The sequence below is a fragment of the Aquimarina longa SW024 genome (genome assembly GCF_001401755.1).
Lineage (GTDB): Bacteria > Bacteroidota > Bacteroidia > Flavobacteriales > Flavobacteriaceae > Aquimarina > Aquimarina longa.
This window is the reverse complement of the sequence record NZ_KQ474112.1, coordinates 1-17,110: the sequence shown is the minus strand read 5'-3', so window position 1 is coordinate 17,110 and position 17,110 is coordinate 1. Positions and strand designations below refer to the sequence as shown.

Annotated in this window: 22 protein-coding genes; 20 read left to right on the top strand and 2 right to left on the bottom strand. The window is 31.6% G+C overall.

Features of this window, described 5'->3' with window-relative positions:
• Window positions 1-30: 30 nt before the first annotated feature.
• The 6 genes from N456_RS23290 to N456_RS23265 all read left to right on the top strand — a co-directional run bounded on the left by N456_RS23290 (window position 31) and on the right by N456_RS23265 (window position 3,807).
• Window positions 31-417: an SMI1/KNR4 family protein gene (locus N456_RS23290; RefSeq protein WP_062062931.1), complete on the top strand. Its 387-nt coding sequence runs from the start codon at window positions 31-33 to the stop codon at window positions 415-417.
• Window positions 418-482: 65 nt separating this feature from the next.
• Entirely contained in the window at window positions 483-752 is a 270-nt protein-coding gene (locus N456_RS23285; RefSeq protein WP_062062928.1) for a hypothetical protein, read from the top strand.
• Between the two features lie 17 nt (window positions 753-769).
• Window positions 770-1,492 carry a hypothetical protein gene (locus N456_RS23280; protein ID WP_062062926.1) on the top strand — a complete coding sequence of 241 codons (723 nt, stop codon included), beginning with the start codon at window positions 770-772 and terminating at the stop codon, window positions 1,490-1,492.
• A gap of 216 nt (window positions 1,493-1,708) precedes the next feature.
• Window positions 1,709-2,833 carry a DUF6920 family protein gene (locus N456_RS23275; RefSeq protein WP_062062925.1) on the top strand — a complete coding sequence of 375 codons (1,125 nt, stop codon included), beginning with the start codon at window positions 1,709-1,711 and terminating at the stop codon, window positions 2,831-2,833.
• Between the two features lie 122 nt (window positions 2,834-2,955).
• The gene (locus N456_RS23270) at window positions 2,956-3,345 is read left to right on the top strand and encodes a hypothetical protein (RefSeq protein WP_062062922.1); all 390 of its coding nucleotides are present in this window, start codon (window positions 2,956-2,958) and stop codon (window positions 3,343-3,345) included.
• A gap of 3 nt (window positions 3,346-3,348) precedes the next feature.
• Window positions 3,349-3,807: a hypothetical protein gene (locus tag N456_RS23265; RefSeq protein WP_062062919.1), complete on the top strand. Its 459-nt coding sequence runs from the start codon at window positions 3,349-3,351 to the stop codon at window positions 3,805-3,807.
• Window positions 3,808-4,057: 250 nt separating this feature from the next.
• Here N456_RS23265 and N456_RS23260 read toward each other — a convergent pair whose 3' ends face one another.
• Window positions 4,058-4,330 carry a hypothetical protein gene (locus N456_RS23260; RefSeq protein WP_240315586.1) on the bottom strand — a complete coding sequence of 91 codons (273 nt, stop codon included), beginning with the start codon at window positions 4,328-4,330 and terminating at the stop codon, window positions 4,058-4,060.
• Window positions 4,331-4,400: 70 nt separating this feature from the next.
• Between N456_RS23260 and N456_RS23255 the strand changes: the two genes are divergently transcribed.
• The 11 genes from N456_RS23255 to N456_RS23205 all read left to right on the top strand — a co-directional run bounded on the left by N456_RS23255 (window position 4,401) and on the right by N456_RS23205 (window position 15,228).
• Complete coding sequence (locus tag N456_RS23255; protein WP_062062916.1) at window positions 4,401-4,619, top strand: helix-turn-helix domain-containing protein; 219 nt, start codon at window positions 4,401-4,403, stop codon at window positions 4,617-4,619.
• Window positions 4,620-4,630: 11 nt separating this feature from the next.
• Window positions 4,631-4,972, top strand: a complete 342-nt coding sequence (locus tag N456_RS23250) for a nucleotide pyrophosphohydrolase (protein ID WP_062062914.1) — start codon at window positions 4,631-4,633, stop codon at window positions 4,970-4,972.
• A complete protein-coding gene (locus tag N456_RS23245; protein ID WP_062062911.1) occupies window positions 4,969-7,170 on the top strand; it encodes a DNA/RNA helicase domain-containing protein in 2,202 nt (733 codons plus the stop codon). Before N456_RS23250 ends, N456_RS23245 begins: the two co-directional genes overlap by 4 nt.
• A 150-nt stretch (window positions 7,171-7,320) precedes the next feature.
• On the top strand, window positions 7,321-7,872 hold the full coding sequence (locus N456_RS23240) for a hypothetical protein (RefSeq protein ID WP_062062909.1): 552 nt from the start codon (window positions 7,321-7,323) through the stop codon (window positions 7,870-7,872).
• 582 nt (window positions 7,873-8,454) lie between these two features.
• The gene (locus N456_RS23235) at window positions 8,455-8,937 is read left to right on the top strand and encodes a hypothetical protein (protein WP_062062907.1); all 483 of its coding nucleotides are present in this window, start codon (window positions 8,455-8,457) and stop codon (window positions 8,935-8,937) included.
• A gap of 185 nt (window positions 8,938-9,122) precedes the next feature.
• A complete protein-coding gene (locus tag N456_RS23230; protein WP_062062904.1) occupies window positions 9,123-9,596 on the top strand; it encodes a hypothetical protein in 474 nt (157 codons plus the stop codon).
• Window positions 9,597-9,631: 35 nt separating this feature from the next.
• A complete protein-coding gene (locus N456_RS23225) occupies window positions 9,632-10,150 on the top strand; it encodes a hypothetical protein (RefSeq protein ID WP_062062901.1) in 519 nt (172 codons plus the stop codon).
• A 733-nt stretch (window positions 10,151-10,883) separates the two neighbouring features.
• The gene (locus tag N456_RS23220; RefSeq protein WP_062062897.1) at window positions 10,884-11,486 is read left to right on the top strand and encodes a hypothetical protein; all 603 of its coding nucleotides are present in this window, start codon (window positions 10,884-10,886) and stop codon (window positions 11,484-11,486) included.
• 152 nt (window positions 11,487-11,638) lie between these two features.
• Window positions 11,639-13,048: a pyridoxal phosphate-dependent decarboxylase family protein gene (locus N456_RS23215; RefSeq protein WP_062062895.1), complete on the top strand. Its 1,410-nt coding sequence runs from the start codon at window positions 11,639-11,641 to the stop codon at window positions 13,046-13,048.
• Between the two features lie 362 nt (window positions 13,049-13,410).
• On the top strand, window positions 13,411-14,766 hold the full coding sequence (locus tag N456_RS23210) for an IS110 family RNA-guided transposase (RefSeq protein WP_033566524.1): 1,356 nt from the start codon (window positions 13,411-13,413) through the stop codon (window positions 14,764-14,766).
• Window positions 14,767-14,826: 60 nt separating this feature from the next.
• A complete protein-coding gene (locus tag N456_RS23205; protein ID WP_062062893.1) occupies window positions 14,827-15,228 on the top strand; it encodes an SMI1/KNR4 family protein in 402 nt (133 codons plus the stop codon).
• Here N456_RS23205 and N456_RS23200 read toward each other — a convergent pair.
• Window positions 15,225-15,440, bottom strand: a complete 216-nt coding sequence (locus N456_RS23200; RefSeq protein ID WP_062062892.1) for a helix-turn-helix domain-containing protein — start codon at window positions 15,438-15,440, stop codon at window positions 15,225-15,227. The two genes, N456_RS23205 and N456_RS23200, sit on opposite strands and share 4 nt — an antisense overlap.
• A gap of 95 nt (window positions 15,441-15,535) precedes the next feature.
• On the opposite strand from N456_RS23200, the gene N456_RS23195 reads away from it, so the two are divergent.
• The 3 genes from N456_RS23195 to N456_RS23185 all read left to right on the top strand — a co-directional run bounded on the left by N456_RS23195 (window position 15,536) and on the right by N456_RS23185 (window position 16,910).
• Window positions 15,536-15,730, top strand: a complete 195-nt coding sequence (locus N456_RS23195) for a SymE family type I addiction module toxin (RefSeq protein WP_062062888.1) — start codon at window positions 15,536-15,538, stop codon at window positions 15,728-15,730.
• A 205-nt stretch (window positions 15,731-15,935) separates the two neighbouring features.
• Window positions 15,936-16,205, top strand: coding sequence for a DUF4386 domain-containing protein (locus tag N456_RS25490; protein WP_062062886.1), 270 nt, complete (start codon window positions 15,936-15,938; stop codon window positions 16,203-16,205).
• 72 nt (window positions 16,206-16,277) lie between these two features.
• Window positions 16,278-16,910: a hypothetical protein gene (locus N456_RS23185; RefSeq protein ID WP_062062884.1), complete on the top strand. Its 633-nt coding sequence runs from the start codon at window positions 16,278-16,280 to the stop codon at window positions 16,908-16,910.
• Window positions 16,911-17,110: the final 200 nt, after the last annotated feature.

Genomic DNA, 17,110 nt, shown 5'->3' with positions numbered 1-17,110 from the left:
AACGTTGTGCTTAATTAAACAAAACTCAAAATGCCTTTTCCAATTGACGAAAAATATATTATAGAAACGGAATCTGAATTGAATGTGAAATTCCCTACTGAATTCAAAAACCGTATGATAAAATCAAATGGAGGTGAAATAGTTTCGGACGAATTTGAATTTGAACTTTATCCTTTTTTTGACAAATCTGACCGAAAAAGAATAAGCCGGACTTGTAATCACATTGGACTTGAGACGAAAAATGCAAAAGAATGGAATCGATTTCCTGAAAATGGAATCGCAATCGGTTCTGACGGATTTGGAAACTTAATAATATTGACGCACAACGGAAACGGAATTTTAACAGAGAAAGTTTATTATTGGAATCACGAAAGTGGAGAAATAGAAAGAATTGCAGAGTCCATTAAAAAATTATAAAATTATGGCATTTCCTAAAAAAAAAATCTCGAAGAATAATAATTAATAAACATCCATTTAGGTGGATGATTAAAGGAGATTTTTATGGCGTTGTGTTATTAGTGATATCGGAAAAATACAATGCTCAAAAACTTTTCGCCAATTTCAGACACAATATAAATGGGGAAAATGCTTGTATGTATGACAATCCATTTATTGTAGAACCAAGTTTAGTAAAAAGAACTATTCTTTTTGGAATATCAAAAGGCTATTCTCCCGAAGAGAATGGGAACGATATTAATTTAGGTGATTTAAGTGAAGAATTAATATTAAAATTTACAGATAATAAAAACTAAGCACAACAATTTGTATAATGCATATGCACCCTGCGGGATGCATACGCACCATACAAGAGACGTTACCCACAATTATGCCAATAGCACCTATAGAATTACATAATTTAAAAATAGAGGAATTGAATAATCAACAAATGATTTTTATTCATTTACAAGAAACCTCTGTACCCTTAATGCTGAAATATTGTGTTATCAGATCAACATTATCATTTATTTGCGAAAATGTAAGTCACGGTATGTGTTTTGACAAAAGCAAATCGTTAATGCCGATAATATCAATGTGTTCAATTCTTGACCAAATTGGAGTATGTTATAATAGAAAAGATATTCCCGAACCAAAATTTAAAAATGGAATAAAAAGAGCATTATATTATTTTGGTGAATTCGATGAAAATGATGTCATTATAGACATAATATACGCTTTGAGAAATGGACTTACACATAATGTTAGCCTAACTTCATATGACAAATTTAAAGACAAATATTATCATTTTAGATACGATAAAGAAATTGATACTGTATACAAATTACCTGAAATAGAATGGAATGGTAATTATGATACTTTAGATACTGGAAGAGAAAAATTCACTACACTTATTAATGTAGAAAACTTAAAATCATTGGTATTTACTTGTGTTAGAAAAGCGGAAGAATTAAATCAAGACAACCAACTTGAATTAAGGTTGAGTGGAGGTCTAAAACAATTATTTTTTGACTATATGAGAACTATCGACAGATAAAACTGTGGGTAACAAGGGCTATAATTAATACGGGGTTTTAGTGCTTAACCCAAAGTTTAATGTATTTTTATAGAGTCCGCCAAATCTTTTGATTTGGCTTTAAAAACAAAAAGATAAAACAAAATAAAAAGTTTTGGCTAAGTGCTTAATCGGAAATTAATCGCTTTTTAATCCCGCACTAATCATAGCCGAAACGTTAGCCACAAGCAGAGCAAAATGCGGATAACTTTAATCATATTAATTGGAATACACGGGATTATCCATTTATTTGGTTTTTTTAAAGCATTTGGTATATCTGAATTTCAAGCGATTTCACAACCGGTTTTAAAAACTTACGGAATATTTTGGTTACTAGCATTTGTTCTATTTGCTATAACAATTGTTCTAGTTCTTATACATTCCGATTATTGGTGGTTAAGTGGGATTTTGGCAGTTATTATTTCGCAAATACTAATTTTTAATTATTGGTCAGAAGCAAAATTTGGGACAATAGCTAACCTAGTAGTTCTAATAGCAGCAATTATTGGGTATTCAAGATTCAAATTTGAAGATAAAATCAAAAGAGAAAGAACCGTGTTATTCGAAAATTCGCAGCTCAAAAGCCAAGAAATTGTTACTAAAGAAGCTATAAAAGATTTACCTCTAATAGTTCAAAAATGGTTAATTAGCAGTGGAGTAATCGGCGAGAAAATGGTTTCAAATGTGTATTTAATTCAAGAATTACAGCTTAAACTCAAACCTGAACAAACAGACTGGTATAATAGTACAGCAGAACAATATTTTACCATTTCCCCGCCTTCGTTCAGCTGGAACATTAAGACAGAAATGAATGCGATATTGAGTGTAGTAGGTAGAGATAAATTTGAAAACGGCAAAGGCGAAATGTTAATAAAGCTCCTTTCACTCATCCCAATTTCAAATGCAAGGAATAGCGAAAAAGTAAATCAAGCAACTTTACAGCGGTTTTTGGCAGAAATTGTTTGGTTCCCTTCAGCTTCTCTTAACCAGCACATAAAATGGGAGTCTATAAACGACTATTCTGCCAAAGCGACAATGGAATATAAAGGAACTAAAGGTTCGGGTGAATTTTATTTTGATGAAAATGGAAATTTTAAAAAAGTTGTGGCAATGCGTTACAAAGATGCAACTGATGCAGAGCCTACCAAATGGACCGTTATCGCAACCAAAATTGAAGATAGAAATGGAATAAAAATACCTACAGAATGTGATGCAAATTGGTATTTGGAAGATGGCAAATGGAATTGGTTGAAATTAAAAATAAGAGATATTAAATATAATGCGAAAATAATGCCAGTGGCTAACAATGTATATAAAAAATAGGCGAAACAGCAATAAAATAAAGAACTTGGCTTGTATCAAACTTTGTGTTTAACTGAAAGCTCAGTACTTCAAAATCGCCTACTTTTCATATACGTAACCGTTAGCACACATTTGAGAAAACTATGAGAACATTAATAATCCTGACTTTAATTTTCGGAATTAACTCTTGCATAGCCCAAATAGAATCTGAAAAAAAACTAATCGGAAAATGGATTTTGATTGCGGAAGCGGACTCTTTTGACGACGATATTGAGCCACTTACGGAAAATGACTCTGAATCGGAATCTGACTCAAAAACGGAATTGAAAACCACTTTAACTTTTAATAAAGACAAAACCATTTTTATTAATCAAATGGGAAATAAATATGATGCGACTTATAAGCTGATTGACTCAATTCTGACTATTGGAAGTCGCGAATATATAATTGTTAAAATTGACAAAGAAAAGTTAATTTACAAAGTCAAAGACCATCTATTTGATAAGCATTATGAATTTAAAAAGATGGAATAAAAAGTGGATTACCTAACAGACATTAAATCATCTGAATTTCAATTTGACGTAAAAACTTCAATTAATCTGATTGGAAATTTAAAAGAAAATCTCGAAGACGAAAAGTTATTGAATTTCCTCACTCAAAACGGAATTAAAGAAAGTAACGCAATTGAAATTGTGATTTTTCTACCAATCGCATTCGTTCGTAAAATGCTACCAAACGTAAATTGGCGTGAAAATTACATTGAACAATTATCAGACAAAAAACAAAGAACCAAAAGTTTTGCCGAAAATAGTTTTTATAGGATAATCGAAAAAGAAACTGACAATTATTACGCAGGAAAAGCAGAAAATGAGGTAATACTTAAAATTGCTGGACGAAGTGCGGAATTTAAAGTAATAAACGACCTTTTATTAAAAAATGAAAAAGCAGATATTTTCGAAATAAAATTAAAGGAGAATATCATAGTACGAAATTAATAAAAAACATGTGCTAACACCGTGTATAATTCATTGCTAGTACTCGCCTACTTAAGAAAATCCTTGCGGATTTTCTATTCGGTTTGTATTTGCTAATTTAGTAGCTGAAACACGCAACGAAATCATACACAAACACGTTGTATGCCATTGTGGAAAAACCAACCACACATTAAGCACATTTGGTTTTTGTCACCACACAGCCCAATGCTGAAAAACCAAAAGAGCTTAATCTCTCCACCGCTCCCAATAGTTACGAATTTGATTTTCTTCTTGTTGGATACATAACTTGTTGCTCCTTGAATTGACCGATTTCTTCTCTGAGCGTTTGATTAATGTTTTGGATTAGGTCGTTTTGGACTTTCATTATTCTTAATAAATCATGCATTGCGTTTAGATTATCTAATTGTTTATATACAATTTGTTCTAAATCGGCTTTGGTATATCTTTTACTCATATCATTATACTTTATAAAAAATTCTTTAGATTTTCTAAATAAATCTAAAGATAATCTATCAAAATTCAAAACAAAAATTTAGATATTCTACATTTTTATTTAATAAGTATATATTTATCTTAACAAATTCAAAAGTATTATGACCTCTTTAGGACTATATCTTACCAAGAAATCTGTAAATAGAGCAATGGTTTCCAGACGAACAGGAATCAGTCAAGCTCGACTATCACAATTGACTTCAAATGAATCGACAAAACTTCGAGCAGATGAATTGTATTTAATTGCTTTGGCAATTGATATTGATCCAGGAGAGATGTTTAAGGAGATTTTTGCTGAAACGAAATTGAAAAACAACTAAAACTCTTTGTTATGACAGATATAGAGCAAATTATTGATGAGTTAATAAAATTCAGAAATGCAAGAGATTGGAAACAATTTCATGACTCAAAGAATTTGGCTAGTGCAATTTCGATTGAAGCAGCTGAACTTAACGAATTGTTTCTTTGGAAAAATAATCTTGACGAAATTGAAAATGTGTCCAAAGAAAGATTGGCAGAAGAATTAGCTGATGTTCTTTCATTTGCATTTTTATTAGCTGAAAAAAACAATCTAAATGTAAAGGATATTATCTTGAATAAGATTGAACAAAACGATAAGAAGTATCCAGTTGACAAAGCAAAGGGTACAGCAAAAAAATATGACGAATTATGAATGTATCGAATAGATTTTCTATTCAATCTAAACCGTTTGATTTAACTCTTTTTGAGCATTTGCAAACAGAACATTATGCAAAAGATTTTTGGCCTATAGTGTATATTCTTTCTGACGATAAATCTAAAAAAGCATACATCGGAGAAACGGCAGATGTATTGACTCGGATGAGCACTCATCTCAAAAATGACAAAAAGAAAAAACTGACCTCAGTTCATCTTATCGATAGCAATCAGTTTAACAAGTCAGCTACACTCGATATTGAATCAAGTTTAATTGAGTATATGTCAGGGGATGGTAAATTTCAATTGATTAATGGTAACCTTGGATTAGCGAATCAAAACTACTATCAAAAGAATGAATTGTATTCACATATTTTCAGATCAATATGGAGAAGGTTAAAGACAAAAGGCATAGTCAATAACTCATTGGAATACATCAATAACTCTGATTTGTTCAAATATTCTCCTTACAAAAGGTTAAGAGATGGGCAGGTTGAAGCATTGAAAAAAATGTTGATATATCTTCTTGAAGATAAGTATGAGAGTATAATCATGGAGGGAGGAGCTGGTACAGGTAAAACTATCTTGGCAGTTTTCCTATTCAAATTGCTTAACGCAAATAGTGAAGACTTTCATTACAAAGCTTTTGGAGATCAGGAAGAGGATTTTATAGCTCTTGTTAAGAAAATTAAGGAAAAGTATCCTAAATTAAAGATGAGGCTTGTGGTGCCAATGTCTTCGTTTCGAAAAACCATGGAGCAGGTGTTTAAAAACATTAGTGGACTAAGGGCAAATATGGTGATAGGTCCTGCAGCGACTACCAAAGAAAAGTTTGATATACTCATCATTGATGAGTCACATCGATTAAGAAAGAGAAAAAGTATTGGAGCATATATTGGAGCATTTAATAACGCTGCCGAACAACTGGGACTTAATCCTGAAAAAACGAATGAGCTTGAATGGGTTAAATTACAGTCAAAAAAAACAATCCTATTTTACGATAATAAGCAGTCGATTAAGCCATCTGATGTTGATCAGAAAGATTTTGATAAACTGAAAAAAAAGAAAACCACCATCGTTGAAAAACTTAAGTCACAATTTAGGGTACTAGGCGGTATTGATTATGTTAACTTTATTGATAAAATGCTTCACTGTAAGCATGAGAAAAACACCAGAAAATTCAGTTCAAAAAAATATGAATTCATTCTATTTGATTCAGTAAGTGATTTAGTTGCTGAAATTAAACAAAGAGATACCGAAAGTGGATTATCCCGAACAGTCGCTGGATTTTCCTGGGACTGGGTTTCGAACAAAAAAGGTCAGGAATATTTGATGGATATTAAGATTGGTGATGCTGAATTGAAATGGAATGCAGTCAATGAAAATTGGATCAATACTGACAACGCGATTAACGAGATAGGTTGTATTCATACTACTCAAGGTTATGATCTGAACTATGCAGGTATCATTTTTGGAAATGAAATTAGTTATGACAAGGATAAAAATGAAATTGTCATCATAAAAGAGAATTACAAGGATACAACTGGCAGGCAAGCAAATACATTGGAACAGTTAAAAGAGTACATTATTAACATTTATAGTACAATGATGCTCAGGGGAATAAAAGGAACATACATCTATATTTGTGATCCGAACTTAAGAGAGTATTTTTCTCGATTTATTCCTGTTAAAACAAAATCTGATTTAGTAAAAGAAGTTTTTTTTCTACCTATAAATGAAATAAAGCCATTCGAAAATGCAATACCTATTTATCATTTGGACGCTGCTGCTGGGGAGTTTAGTAAAAAACAAAAGGTAGAAGATATGAATTGGGTTCATCCACCTAAATCAGCTCGTGTAACAAAAGATCATTTTTCATGTAAGGTTATCGGTGAATCAATGAATAAAGTTATACCTAATGAATCTTATGCCGTTTTTCGTAAGTATAATGGCGGCTCACGAAATGGAAAAATTGTCCTTGTGGAGTATTTTGACAAACAGGATTCTGAATTCGGATCATGTTATACAATCAAAAAATATGAGAGCAAAAAACAAGAGAATGATGAAGGGTGGGAACATGAATCTATAATTCTTAAGCCAATGTCAATTGATGATGGATATGAAGATATTGTGTTGACAAGTGATGAGCTATCTTCATTTAAGGTAATAGGTGTTTTTGAATTTGTATTAAAATAAAAACGGCATACAACAAAGTGTATAAGTAATAGCGGTTTGGGTGATAACTCAAACCGCTTTATATTTGAACAAACTATATAACAATCCGAAAAGTAGAAGCTACTTAACCGCTACTACTCATACACGCAACGTTAGAGAGCATAGAAATCAATGAACGAAGTTATAGATTTATTAAATAATCCTTCGAAACGACAAGAAGGATTATCTATTGCAAGAACTCTTGATAGCTTGACATATGAATTAATGAACCATTTAATTTTGTGTGGTTTAAAGGAAAATGACCCAAGTTTTAACGGAGAATATATAAAACTGTGCGTTAAACATAAAGGGGCTAAAAAAATTGGTGATCTCTTAATTGATTTTTTTGTAAATGGTAATATCAATGAAAAGATAGGGAGTTTAAAAGCATTATATCACGTTTCTGAAGAACCACTAATTTTGGATGAATCCACAAAGAGATTCATTGAAAACCCAAAATTTAAAGAACATAAAACAACTTATAAAGAAAGAGAAAAAATCTTGATAAAAGAATATAGAAAATGTGATAATATTATATTAAAATTCTTTTTTAAATGGGCCATTCCATCCAAATCAGGAGATTTTTTCAAGGGAGTTCCTGAAACCTATGCGGACTTGGAAACACTCATTAAAGACGATATTAAATTAAAAAAGCAGCTAACGGAATATGCAGAGTGGAATTAAACGCTCTCTAACATCATATATGAAATCAGAGCAAAGTTTAGTGCCAATCAAAAGGTTATTTCCTCTTTGCAGTGGCGCTAGATTTTTATAAATTAAACAAGAAATAAAAATGCGCAGATAAATCAATTGATTCAGGTGTACTTGCCTTGCTCCGATTCATATATTTGGCGTTATGGGGCATACTGTAGCTCTGAAAATCAAAACGCAACGTCTGACAAAACTCGCTCGGATGGACTGATAATTTTTGCAGAGGTCAGTGTCGAATCCAAAGGAAAAAAGCGATAAAAAAAACACAAAAACGGAGGGTTTCGGAGTAAAACGTGCAAAAAAATCGCTTTTTTAGGCTANACTGCGGATTATTTGCAAAGTTCAGGTCTGTAAAAGTGGTACGCGCCATAACATTATGTATGAAATTATGGCAAGTTTGGGAACAAATCAGAAGGTCTTTCCTTTTTTGCTGTGGCGCCAAATTTTCATATGTTTGAAAAAGATATAAAAACAAGCGCAGTTTGATTCAATGGCTAGAGCATATTTGCTTTGCCACAATTCATACATTTGGCGTTGTAGCCAATTCAAAAAAATATGAATTTAGATTTAATACTATCTGATTTTGAAAAAACGAAAGATATATCTGACGAAATTCTGAATCTAATTCAATCTCAGGACGAATTGAGAAAGTCTCTTTTTGATTATTTTCTAACAAATAAGAATAGGGAATTTGCATTACTACTTTTAGACAAGTTCGTAGAAATTAGAAAAAAACCTGAGGGAGGTATGCCCGCTGAGGACTTAATGTTTGCATGCTATTTATTGGGAATGAATAATGATATAGCTGATTCAATAAAAATATGGAACGCTAAAAGAACGGATTTTGATTCTCTTTGTGCTGTTGACATACAACTTGTAATGTTTTCTGGTTTAAATGAGACAAAAAAATTCTTAAAATCGCAGAAAACGGACGATTCAATTGACGCGCTGAATTATATTATCGAATGTGAAGAAAGTGGAGATTTTGATTTACTTAAAGATTATTTTGACAAAAAATCCTTACCGTGGTTTGTATAAAAAAACAGGCTACAACAAGATATATGTGATCATAGCAGTTAGGTGATCAATCGAAAGGTTCTCGTATATTTGGTAAGGCGCAATGCTTACAGAAAGAAAAAGTTAGTAACCAATGCGCAGAAAAACCAAAAAGCAAGGTAACATTTTGCCTTGCTACGACACATATATTAAACGTTGGCAATAATATGGTGTTCACAAAAGAAAAATCATACAAAACTAAGTTAGAAATTCAAGAAATTATTGATAGTCTTAATCTGATAACAGAAAAATATTACACTAATTCTTCTGAAAAATTTAAATTTGAGGGAAAGATTAAAAACGACGGATTCGTTCTACTTCCAACATTTGATTATAACTCAAATTCTCAACTTAGACCAGAGGTTATTGGTAAATTAAAAAAGGTTGATGAAATAACCGAGGTTGATTTAAAGTTTCAACTACCTGACACTTTAAAAATCTTATTAGTATTTGCTCTAACTTTAAACTTGGGAATTTTATTTTTGATGATACTTTTTCCTGAACTTACAACTTTTCCATTATGGGATAAATGGTGGTCATATCTGATTTTTATAATAATTACTTTTTTTCTTTTTAATAGTGTGTTCACATTAAAAGTTAATAAGACTGAAACTATTTTGAAGCAGCTTTTAGATATATAAAATACTATTGCTGACAATGATTATAATTACAACAAATGAAATCCTTACACACACTCATCTTATTAGTTATAACAACTTTCATTTGTTGTAATACTTCTAATAACAAAGAACCTATTGATAGAATTATATATAAAACCAAACATGATGAGTTAGTTCTTCTGAGTATTATAACTGACAGTACATACCATATTGATTGGCTTATTTCTGGAACTATGAAAAAACATGAAACTCCACATCAAACAGACATAAGTGGTAAATTAAATTTCTTTGGATTAATACAATATGAAGGTGGAATTCTTTATGACAACAATAAACTAACACTTGTTGAAAAAATCATTAAGAATAGCTTAAAAATGCATCAATCAAAAGAAATAAAAGCCCCATTAGACACTAGTGCTGACATGATTTATTACAAAGATTCTAAATCTTTGAAATTTAATAACGAATTACTGATTGAAAAAAAGGAGTTTTCAATAGAAAAAGCATTAGAATTAATTGATAAACATGAAAATTGGAACGGTGAAAAAATTAATCGAGAGTTTGCTGAGGAATAAAAACTATTGCCAACAATACCTATAATTAATGCTGGAGCAATTGCTAGCCGAAATGTTAGCTGATTTGCATTGTCGCAAAAGCTTTTTCCCTATTTTTATCCTAACAAATTAAAAACAGCTCAAAGCTTTTACTTTTGTTGGCTTGAAATGCCCTGCATTTCTGCGCCGCACTAATCATAGCCGAGACGTTATGGGGCATACTGTAGCTCTGAAAATCAAAACGCAACGTCTGACAAAACTCGCTCGGATGGACTGATAATTTTTGCAGAGGTCAGTGTCGAATCCAAAGGAAAAAAGCGATAAAAAAACCACAAAAACGGAGGGTTTCGGAGTAAAACGTGCAAAAAAAATCGCTTTTTTAGGCTAATTACGATAAAACTGACAAAAAAGGAGTCTGTGATTTTTGAGTTTGGTTAAGGATAGCTTCCATGGCAGCAAAGCGATCATGTGAAAATAACAACATATTGAGGAATCATTACGCAATCAATCATCGCTATGCTGCGGTTTATTTGCAAAGTGTAGGCTTGTAAAAATGGTACGCCTCATAACACGGTGTATAAAATTATGGCAAGTTTTGGGAGGAATCGAAAGGTCATTTTCTGTTTGTAATGGCGTTAAATTTTCATAAGTTTGAAAAAGATATAAAAACAAACGCAGCTAGGAGTTATGGTTTGAGTGTATTTGCGCTGCCACAATTTATACACGCAGCGTTGTAGTGCATTTAGAGCAACCAATGAAAATTAAAAGAATAATATTAATAATGGGGTTTTTTAGTAGCGTTTTCGGATTTGGTCAAAATAATAATCTGATTGAATTGACTGCCAAACAAGACGCTGAAGAAGGTTGGCAAGATTTAGTTTTCTCTATAACGGAAAAAGAAATATTAGACAACGGATTTTGGAGTTTAACTTGTAAAGCGAAATACGAGAATGAAATTGTCGGACTGAAAATCAATATCGCTGACGAAATCCCAGTAGGAATTGTGAATGAAGAGATTGACAACACAACTTTTACGCCAAATGGAGCTGAAATTCTTTCCATCGGAAAAGAGAGCGATAAATTAATCGAAGTCATTTCTAAACTTTACGGACAACCAAAAACATCGGAATTTACAAGCGAAAAATTGACTTTTACTGCTTTTCCATTAAATAAAGAGAAGGCTGTTTTGGAAAATGGACGATTTCAATTTAAACTATTCTTTGACGAGAATGGCGAACGGAATCTATACGCAGAAATATTCCTGAATCCTGACTTGAAAAATGGAACGGTTGAATTGAATGAAAAGGATGAAGAATATCGAGTGAATATTGTAAAATTATTATCGGAAAATAAATAAAAACGCACTACAACAATGACTATAAACAATTGCTATTACAGTCTTATCCTGAAAATCCTTGCCGAATTTTCAGCTTTTCTTGTACTTGCAAAAGTTCCTACTAAACCACGCAACTGTTCATAGCCTAACCGTTGGCATTAATTAGAAAAAAAATGAGTGAAATTCAAGATAAAATGTTTCAAGAAATTAGAAACAAAGAAATATTTAATCAAGTACAACAATATTCATTTGAGTATTTAGAAAATATTTTTGACCGAAATGTTTACCCAACCGAAAAAGCACTTGAAGACTTAGAAATTTTCAATGAAGAACTTCCTCCAAATTCAACAACAGCTGAAAATGTAATTGAACAATTAAATAGATACGGAAGTCCAGCAACAACCGCAACTTTAGGAGGGAAATACTTTGGATTTGTTTGTGGAAGTGCCGTTCCAGTTGGTTTAGCAGCTAAAAATTTAGGCACATATTGGGATCAAGCACCTGCAATGAACGTTCTCTCACCTATCGGTAGTAAGTTAGAATCTGTAGTAGAAAAATGGCTGATAAATTTATTTAATTTACCTAAACAATCTTCTGCTGGATTTGTGAGTGGTACATCAACAGCTAATTTATGTGGCTTAGCAGCGGCTAGGTATCGTATTCTTGAAAGAAATAATTGGGATATAAATAAAAATGGACTTAGAAACGCACCTCAAATAAGAATTGTAACTGGTAAACAGTCACATTCAACAGTTTTAAAAGCAATCGGAATTTTAGGTTTAGGAACAGAGAATATAGAATGGGTAGATGTTGATAATCAAGGGAGAATTATAACTGAATTAATTCCTGAATTAGATGAAAATACTATTTTAATTCTACAGGCAGGTAATGTAAATAGTGGAGCATTTGATGATTTTGAAAAAATATGCGAAAAAGCTAAAAAAACAAATACTTGGGTTCATATTGATGGTGCGTTCGGTTTGTGGGCTGAGGTTGTAAATGATTTGAAATATTTAACTAAGGGAATAAATAATGCTACTTCTTGGGCTGTAGATGGACACAAAACATTAAATACACCTTACGATTGTGGAATAATACTTTGTTCAGACCAAGAGGCTATGACTTCTGCACTTCATATGTCTGGAAGCTATATTATAGAAAGTGTCGAAAGAGACGGAATGTTTTACACACCCGAAATGTCTCGAAGAGCAAGGATAATTGAGTTGTGGTCTATAATGAAGTACCTAGGAAAGAACGGAATTGATGAAATGATTTTAACAATGCATCAAAGAGCCAAACAGTTTGCAGAAGAAATAGGTAAAATAAGAGGTTTCTATGTTGAAAACGACATTGTGTTCAATCAAGTTATTGTTAGATGTGACTCTGATAAAATTACAGAACAAGTGTTGAGTAATATTCAAATGCTAAGAGAGTGTTGGTTAGGAGGCTCAATGTGGTTTGGCAAAAAAGTTATGCGAGTTAGTATTTGCTCTTGGGCAACTACTAAAAATGATATAACTAAATCTGTAAAATCATTTGAAAAGGCTTTAGAATTAGAAATAACTAATGCCAACAATGTATAAAAATAATAGCGGTTTAATCACTAAAATGAAAGTTCGTGAATTTTAAAAAGGTCTGTATTTAAATGAAAAATTAGTGTACAAAAATCCGCTACTATTTTTATACTAGACCGTTGGGCGTAATCCCTCATAGCTCCGAAAACCCTTTAGTACTATGCTAACGAAGTCTTATTTTTACACTCTAAATAATTTAAGCTCTTTGTAAGGCCGTTTTTTAAAGTGTTGCTACTTTGTGTAAGCACGTGCGCAATCCTGGTTGAAATGTTTGCCATTTAGTACATTGGCGGCCTAAATCTTAGGACCCCGTTCAGAATATTTCTTTTTGCCTAAAGCACATTTCCTTAGAGCTTTTAAAATCGTAAGTTATGGAACAACAAATGACATTAGAAATCGTAAACAAAAATGCTGCTGGTATTGATATTGGTAGTCGTAGTCATTGGGTAGCCGTCGGTCAAAAAAAGTCTGATATTAAAGAATTTGGAGTATATAATGAAGATTTATACGCTCTAGCAGATTGGCTTAGAGAACATAAGATTACCTCAGTAGCTATGGAAAGTACAGGTAATTATTGGCAAAACTTACACGCTGTTTTAATTGCCAATGGATTTGAAGTTACTCTTTGTAATGGAAAGTTTACCAAAAATATAAAAGGAAAAAAGACAGATGTAATTGATTGCCAATGGATACAAAAATTGCATGCTTTGGGATTACTTTCTTCAAGCTTCTTACCCGATGAAGACACAGAAATATTAAGAACTTTTACCAGACATCGTTTAAACCTAATCCAGCAAGCTGCTGCTTCATCAAAAAAAATGCAAAAATATCTAAGGCTTATGAATATAAGATTAGATGTTGTAGTGAAAGATATTGTAGGACTTACAGGATTGAAAATTATTACAGCTATTTGTTTGGGAGAAACAGATCCTAAAAAACTAGCTAGTTTAAGACATTATAACTGTAGAAAAAGTGAAGAAGAAATAGCTAAAGCTTTACACACAAACCGAAGAAATGATTATTTGTACGCATTAAATGATGAATTGGATACATATAACTATTTACAAGAAAAAATTAGAAAATGTGATGATCAAATAGCTTTGAAAATTGATGACATCATTGGTAAAGATCCTGAAAAAAAAGAGCATCATATAGATAAGAAAAAGCATAAAAGAATCAATAAAAACACTCCAAAAAATATTGATATCAATCTTAAATCTTATCAAATCTTCAAAGGAATAGATTTATTAGCAATAGAAGGAACGAGTTACAATACAGCACTCACCATAATGAGTGAAATTGGATATGAAGGTATTCATAAGTTTAAAACAGCTAAACATTTTACATCTTGGCTCAGATTAGCCCCTAATAACAAAGTAAGTGGAGGAAAAGTATTATCCAGTAAAATAGGTAAAGGAAGTAGTAGACTCAAAATAGCTCTAAGAAATGCTGCAAATGCGATTGGAAATTTAAAAGATAGTACTCCGCTTAGAGATTTTTTCCACAGAATAAATTTTAGAAAAGGAAGAGTCTCAGCTATTACAGCAACTGCTAGAAAACTTGCTATAATTATCTGGAATATGATTGTCAAGGCTAAACCATATCAAAATCCAGAAGGATACTTATACCTTGACCAAAAAAGAAAACTTGGACTCGTCAAAAGAATTAAAAAACAAATTGATAAATTTGACATCAAACCAGAAGATCTTGAATTTAAAACTCCCTGATTTTCAATAAGTAAAATTGACGTTAGTCAGAATTAAAAGTAAGTAACTTCAATTAAAATAATGTCATTATTAAATCATCTTAAATCTATTGTAAAAGATTACTTTAAAGAAAAGGGAAACGAATTAGAGGTATTAGAAAAAGAAAAAGGTATAAAATTCCCTTTAATTTATAAAGAGTTTTATAAAAGCTGTAAAACATCTCACCCAAAAAAGATGAGAGGGACAGATTTATTTAGCAATGATAAAGAACTAATGGAAGGAGCTATTGAATTATTAGAGGAAGATAATGCCAAAAACTTTTTAACTAATAAGGATTTTGTTTTTATGATGCACCAAGGGTATATGTTTTGGTATTTTAAAGCTGACGGAAATGAAAATCCAGACGTCTATTTTTATCAAGAACAAAGTTTATTTCCAGATAAAAAAACTGACTTAAAAAGTTTTCTTGAAAATTTAACCTAAAAATCAATCAGCTCTGATAAAGTAGTTTCCAAAGCTTTAGAAATTTCTAATAAAGTAAAAAGCGTAGGATTGACTTTTCCATTTTCTAATTTTTCCATCGCCTGCCTATCTTTATTACAAGCACGAGCTAAATCTGACTGACTCCAGCCCTTCTGACTTCTTAACTCGACAATGCGTTGACCGATTTTCTTTTTAAGCTGTTCTTTGTCCACAAAACAAATGTCAATTAATTATACGACAATTTTGTCATATTAAAATTTGACAATTCAATTTTAAACATTATGTTTGTCGTATAATAATATGACGATTGAATAAATTCAGGAAATTAAAAGTCTATAAAAAATTCCAACCTCGTGAATGGAAATATATTCCTGTCCCTGAAATCCGACTTGAGGGAAGATGGTTAAAAGAACTCGGATTTGAAATCGGAAAAGAAATTGAAATTAAGCAGCAAAGGAATAAACTGACCATTACGCTGACTGACAAAAAGAAAGAAAAATAACTACGCCCAACAAGGTGTAAAATTCATTGCTTACTACTTACCTACTCGGAAAAATCTCTGATTTTTCCTTTGTCGGTTTGTANTAAGACAGACCCTAATCAAGTTCAATATTTTTACTGGAAACATATATTTTTTTTCGAGAGCAATAGAGGCAATAGCATTATTCAGTATCGTATTAAACCTAATTCCTGAAATTAATGTTTCGATGGATTATGGATATTTCATTGCTATGTTAGTTTTAGGAATTGGCAGTATTCCAATGTGTTATATATTCTATAAGGAGAAGCTTGCACCGAAATGGCTTGCATTATGGGGAGTAATCGGATATGCTGTTCTTGCCTTTGGGTTTTTAATGGAATTATTTGGAAAGGAATGGAGCATGTATTTACTGATACTCGGAGGACTATGGGAAATAACTTTTGCTATTTGGCTAGTTATAAAGGGAAGAAAAAATAAAATAATAACGGTCCGCTAACACTGTATATGAAATCATAGCCGCCTATCGGCAGGCTGCGCTTCATATACTAAACGTTGCCAGTAATTTGAAATGACCGAGATTTTAAAGAAATACATAGTTAGTAAATGGTGGTTACCGATATTACTCTTCGGAATTTCAATCATTCTTTTTATTAGTGATATAATTCTTCCAAACACCGATTTTGGATTCTACACTCTTTTACTATTTGGAATTATACTACTAATCTCAGCGATTTGGCAATTTTTTAAAGGTAAAATAGCAATTGGATTTTTTCAGTTGTCAATTTTAGCAACGCCAATTTTATTTTTCGGATTTATGGTTTATCTATTTGCTGGAATGATGAACAAACCAGATGGAGAATTAGCATTAGATAGAATTGAACCATTAATTAAAGAAAAAACAGACTTAATTATCCCAAAAGACTTTGAGGTTATGAAAAACCTTATTGAACATACAGAAGGAGCATTTGACTCTGATTATTCTATCGGATTGACAATTGAATATAAAGAATCTGATGAGAAAAATATTATAGAGCAAATTCTTAAAAGTGCGGAATTAGAATCGGACAAAGGTTCGTGGAAAAAACACAACAACGGATTTGATTTTGAACATAAATACAACGAAATAAATAGTGCTGAACCGTTTTATTTCAAAGTAGATACTTTAAACAATAAAATGGAATTGAATTTAAGTCACTTATAAATAAAAAACTACTGGCAACACGGTGTATAAAACATAGCTAATAAGTACTTAAACGAAAGGTTTGTGTATATTTATAAAGTCCGCCAAATTTTTAATTTGGCTTTTAAAATGAGAAAAATTAAAAACAAAATATAAAAATTCGGCTCTGTGTTAATCCGAAAAGTTAGTGTCTTTTTATACGCTACGTTTCATACACAAGT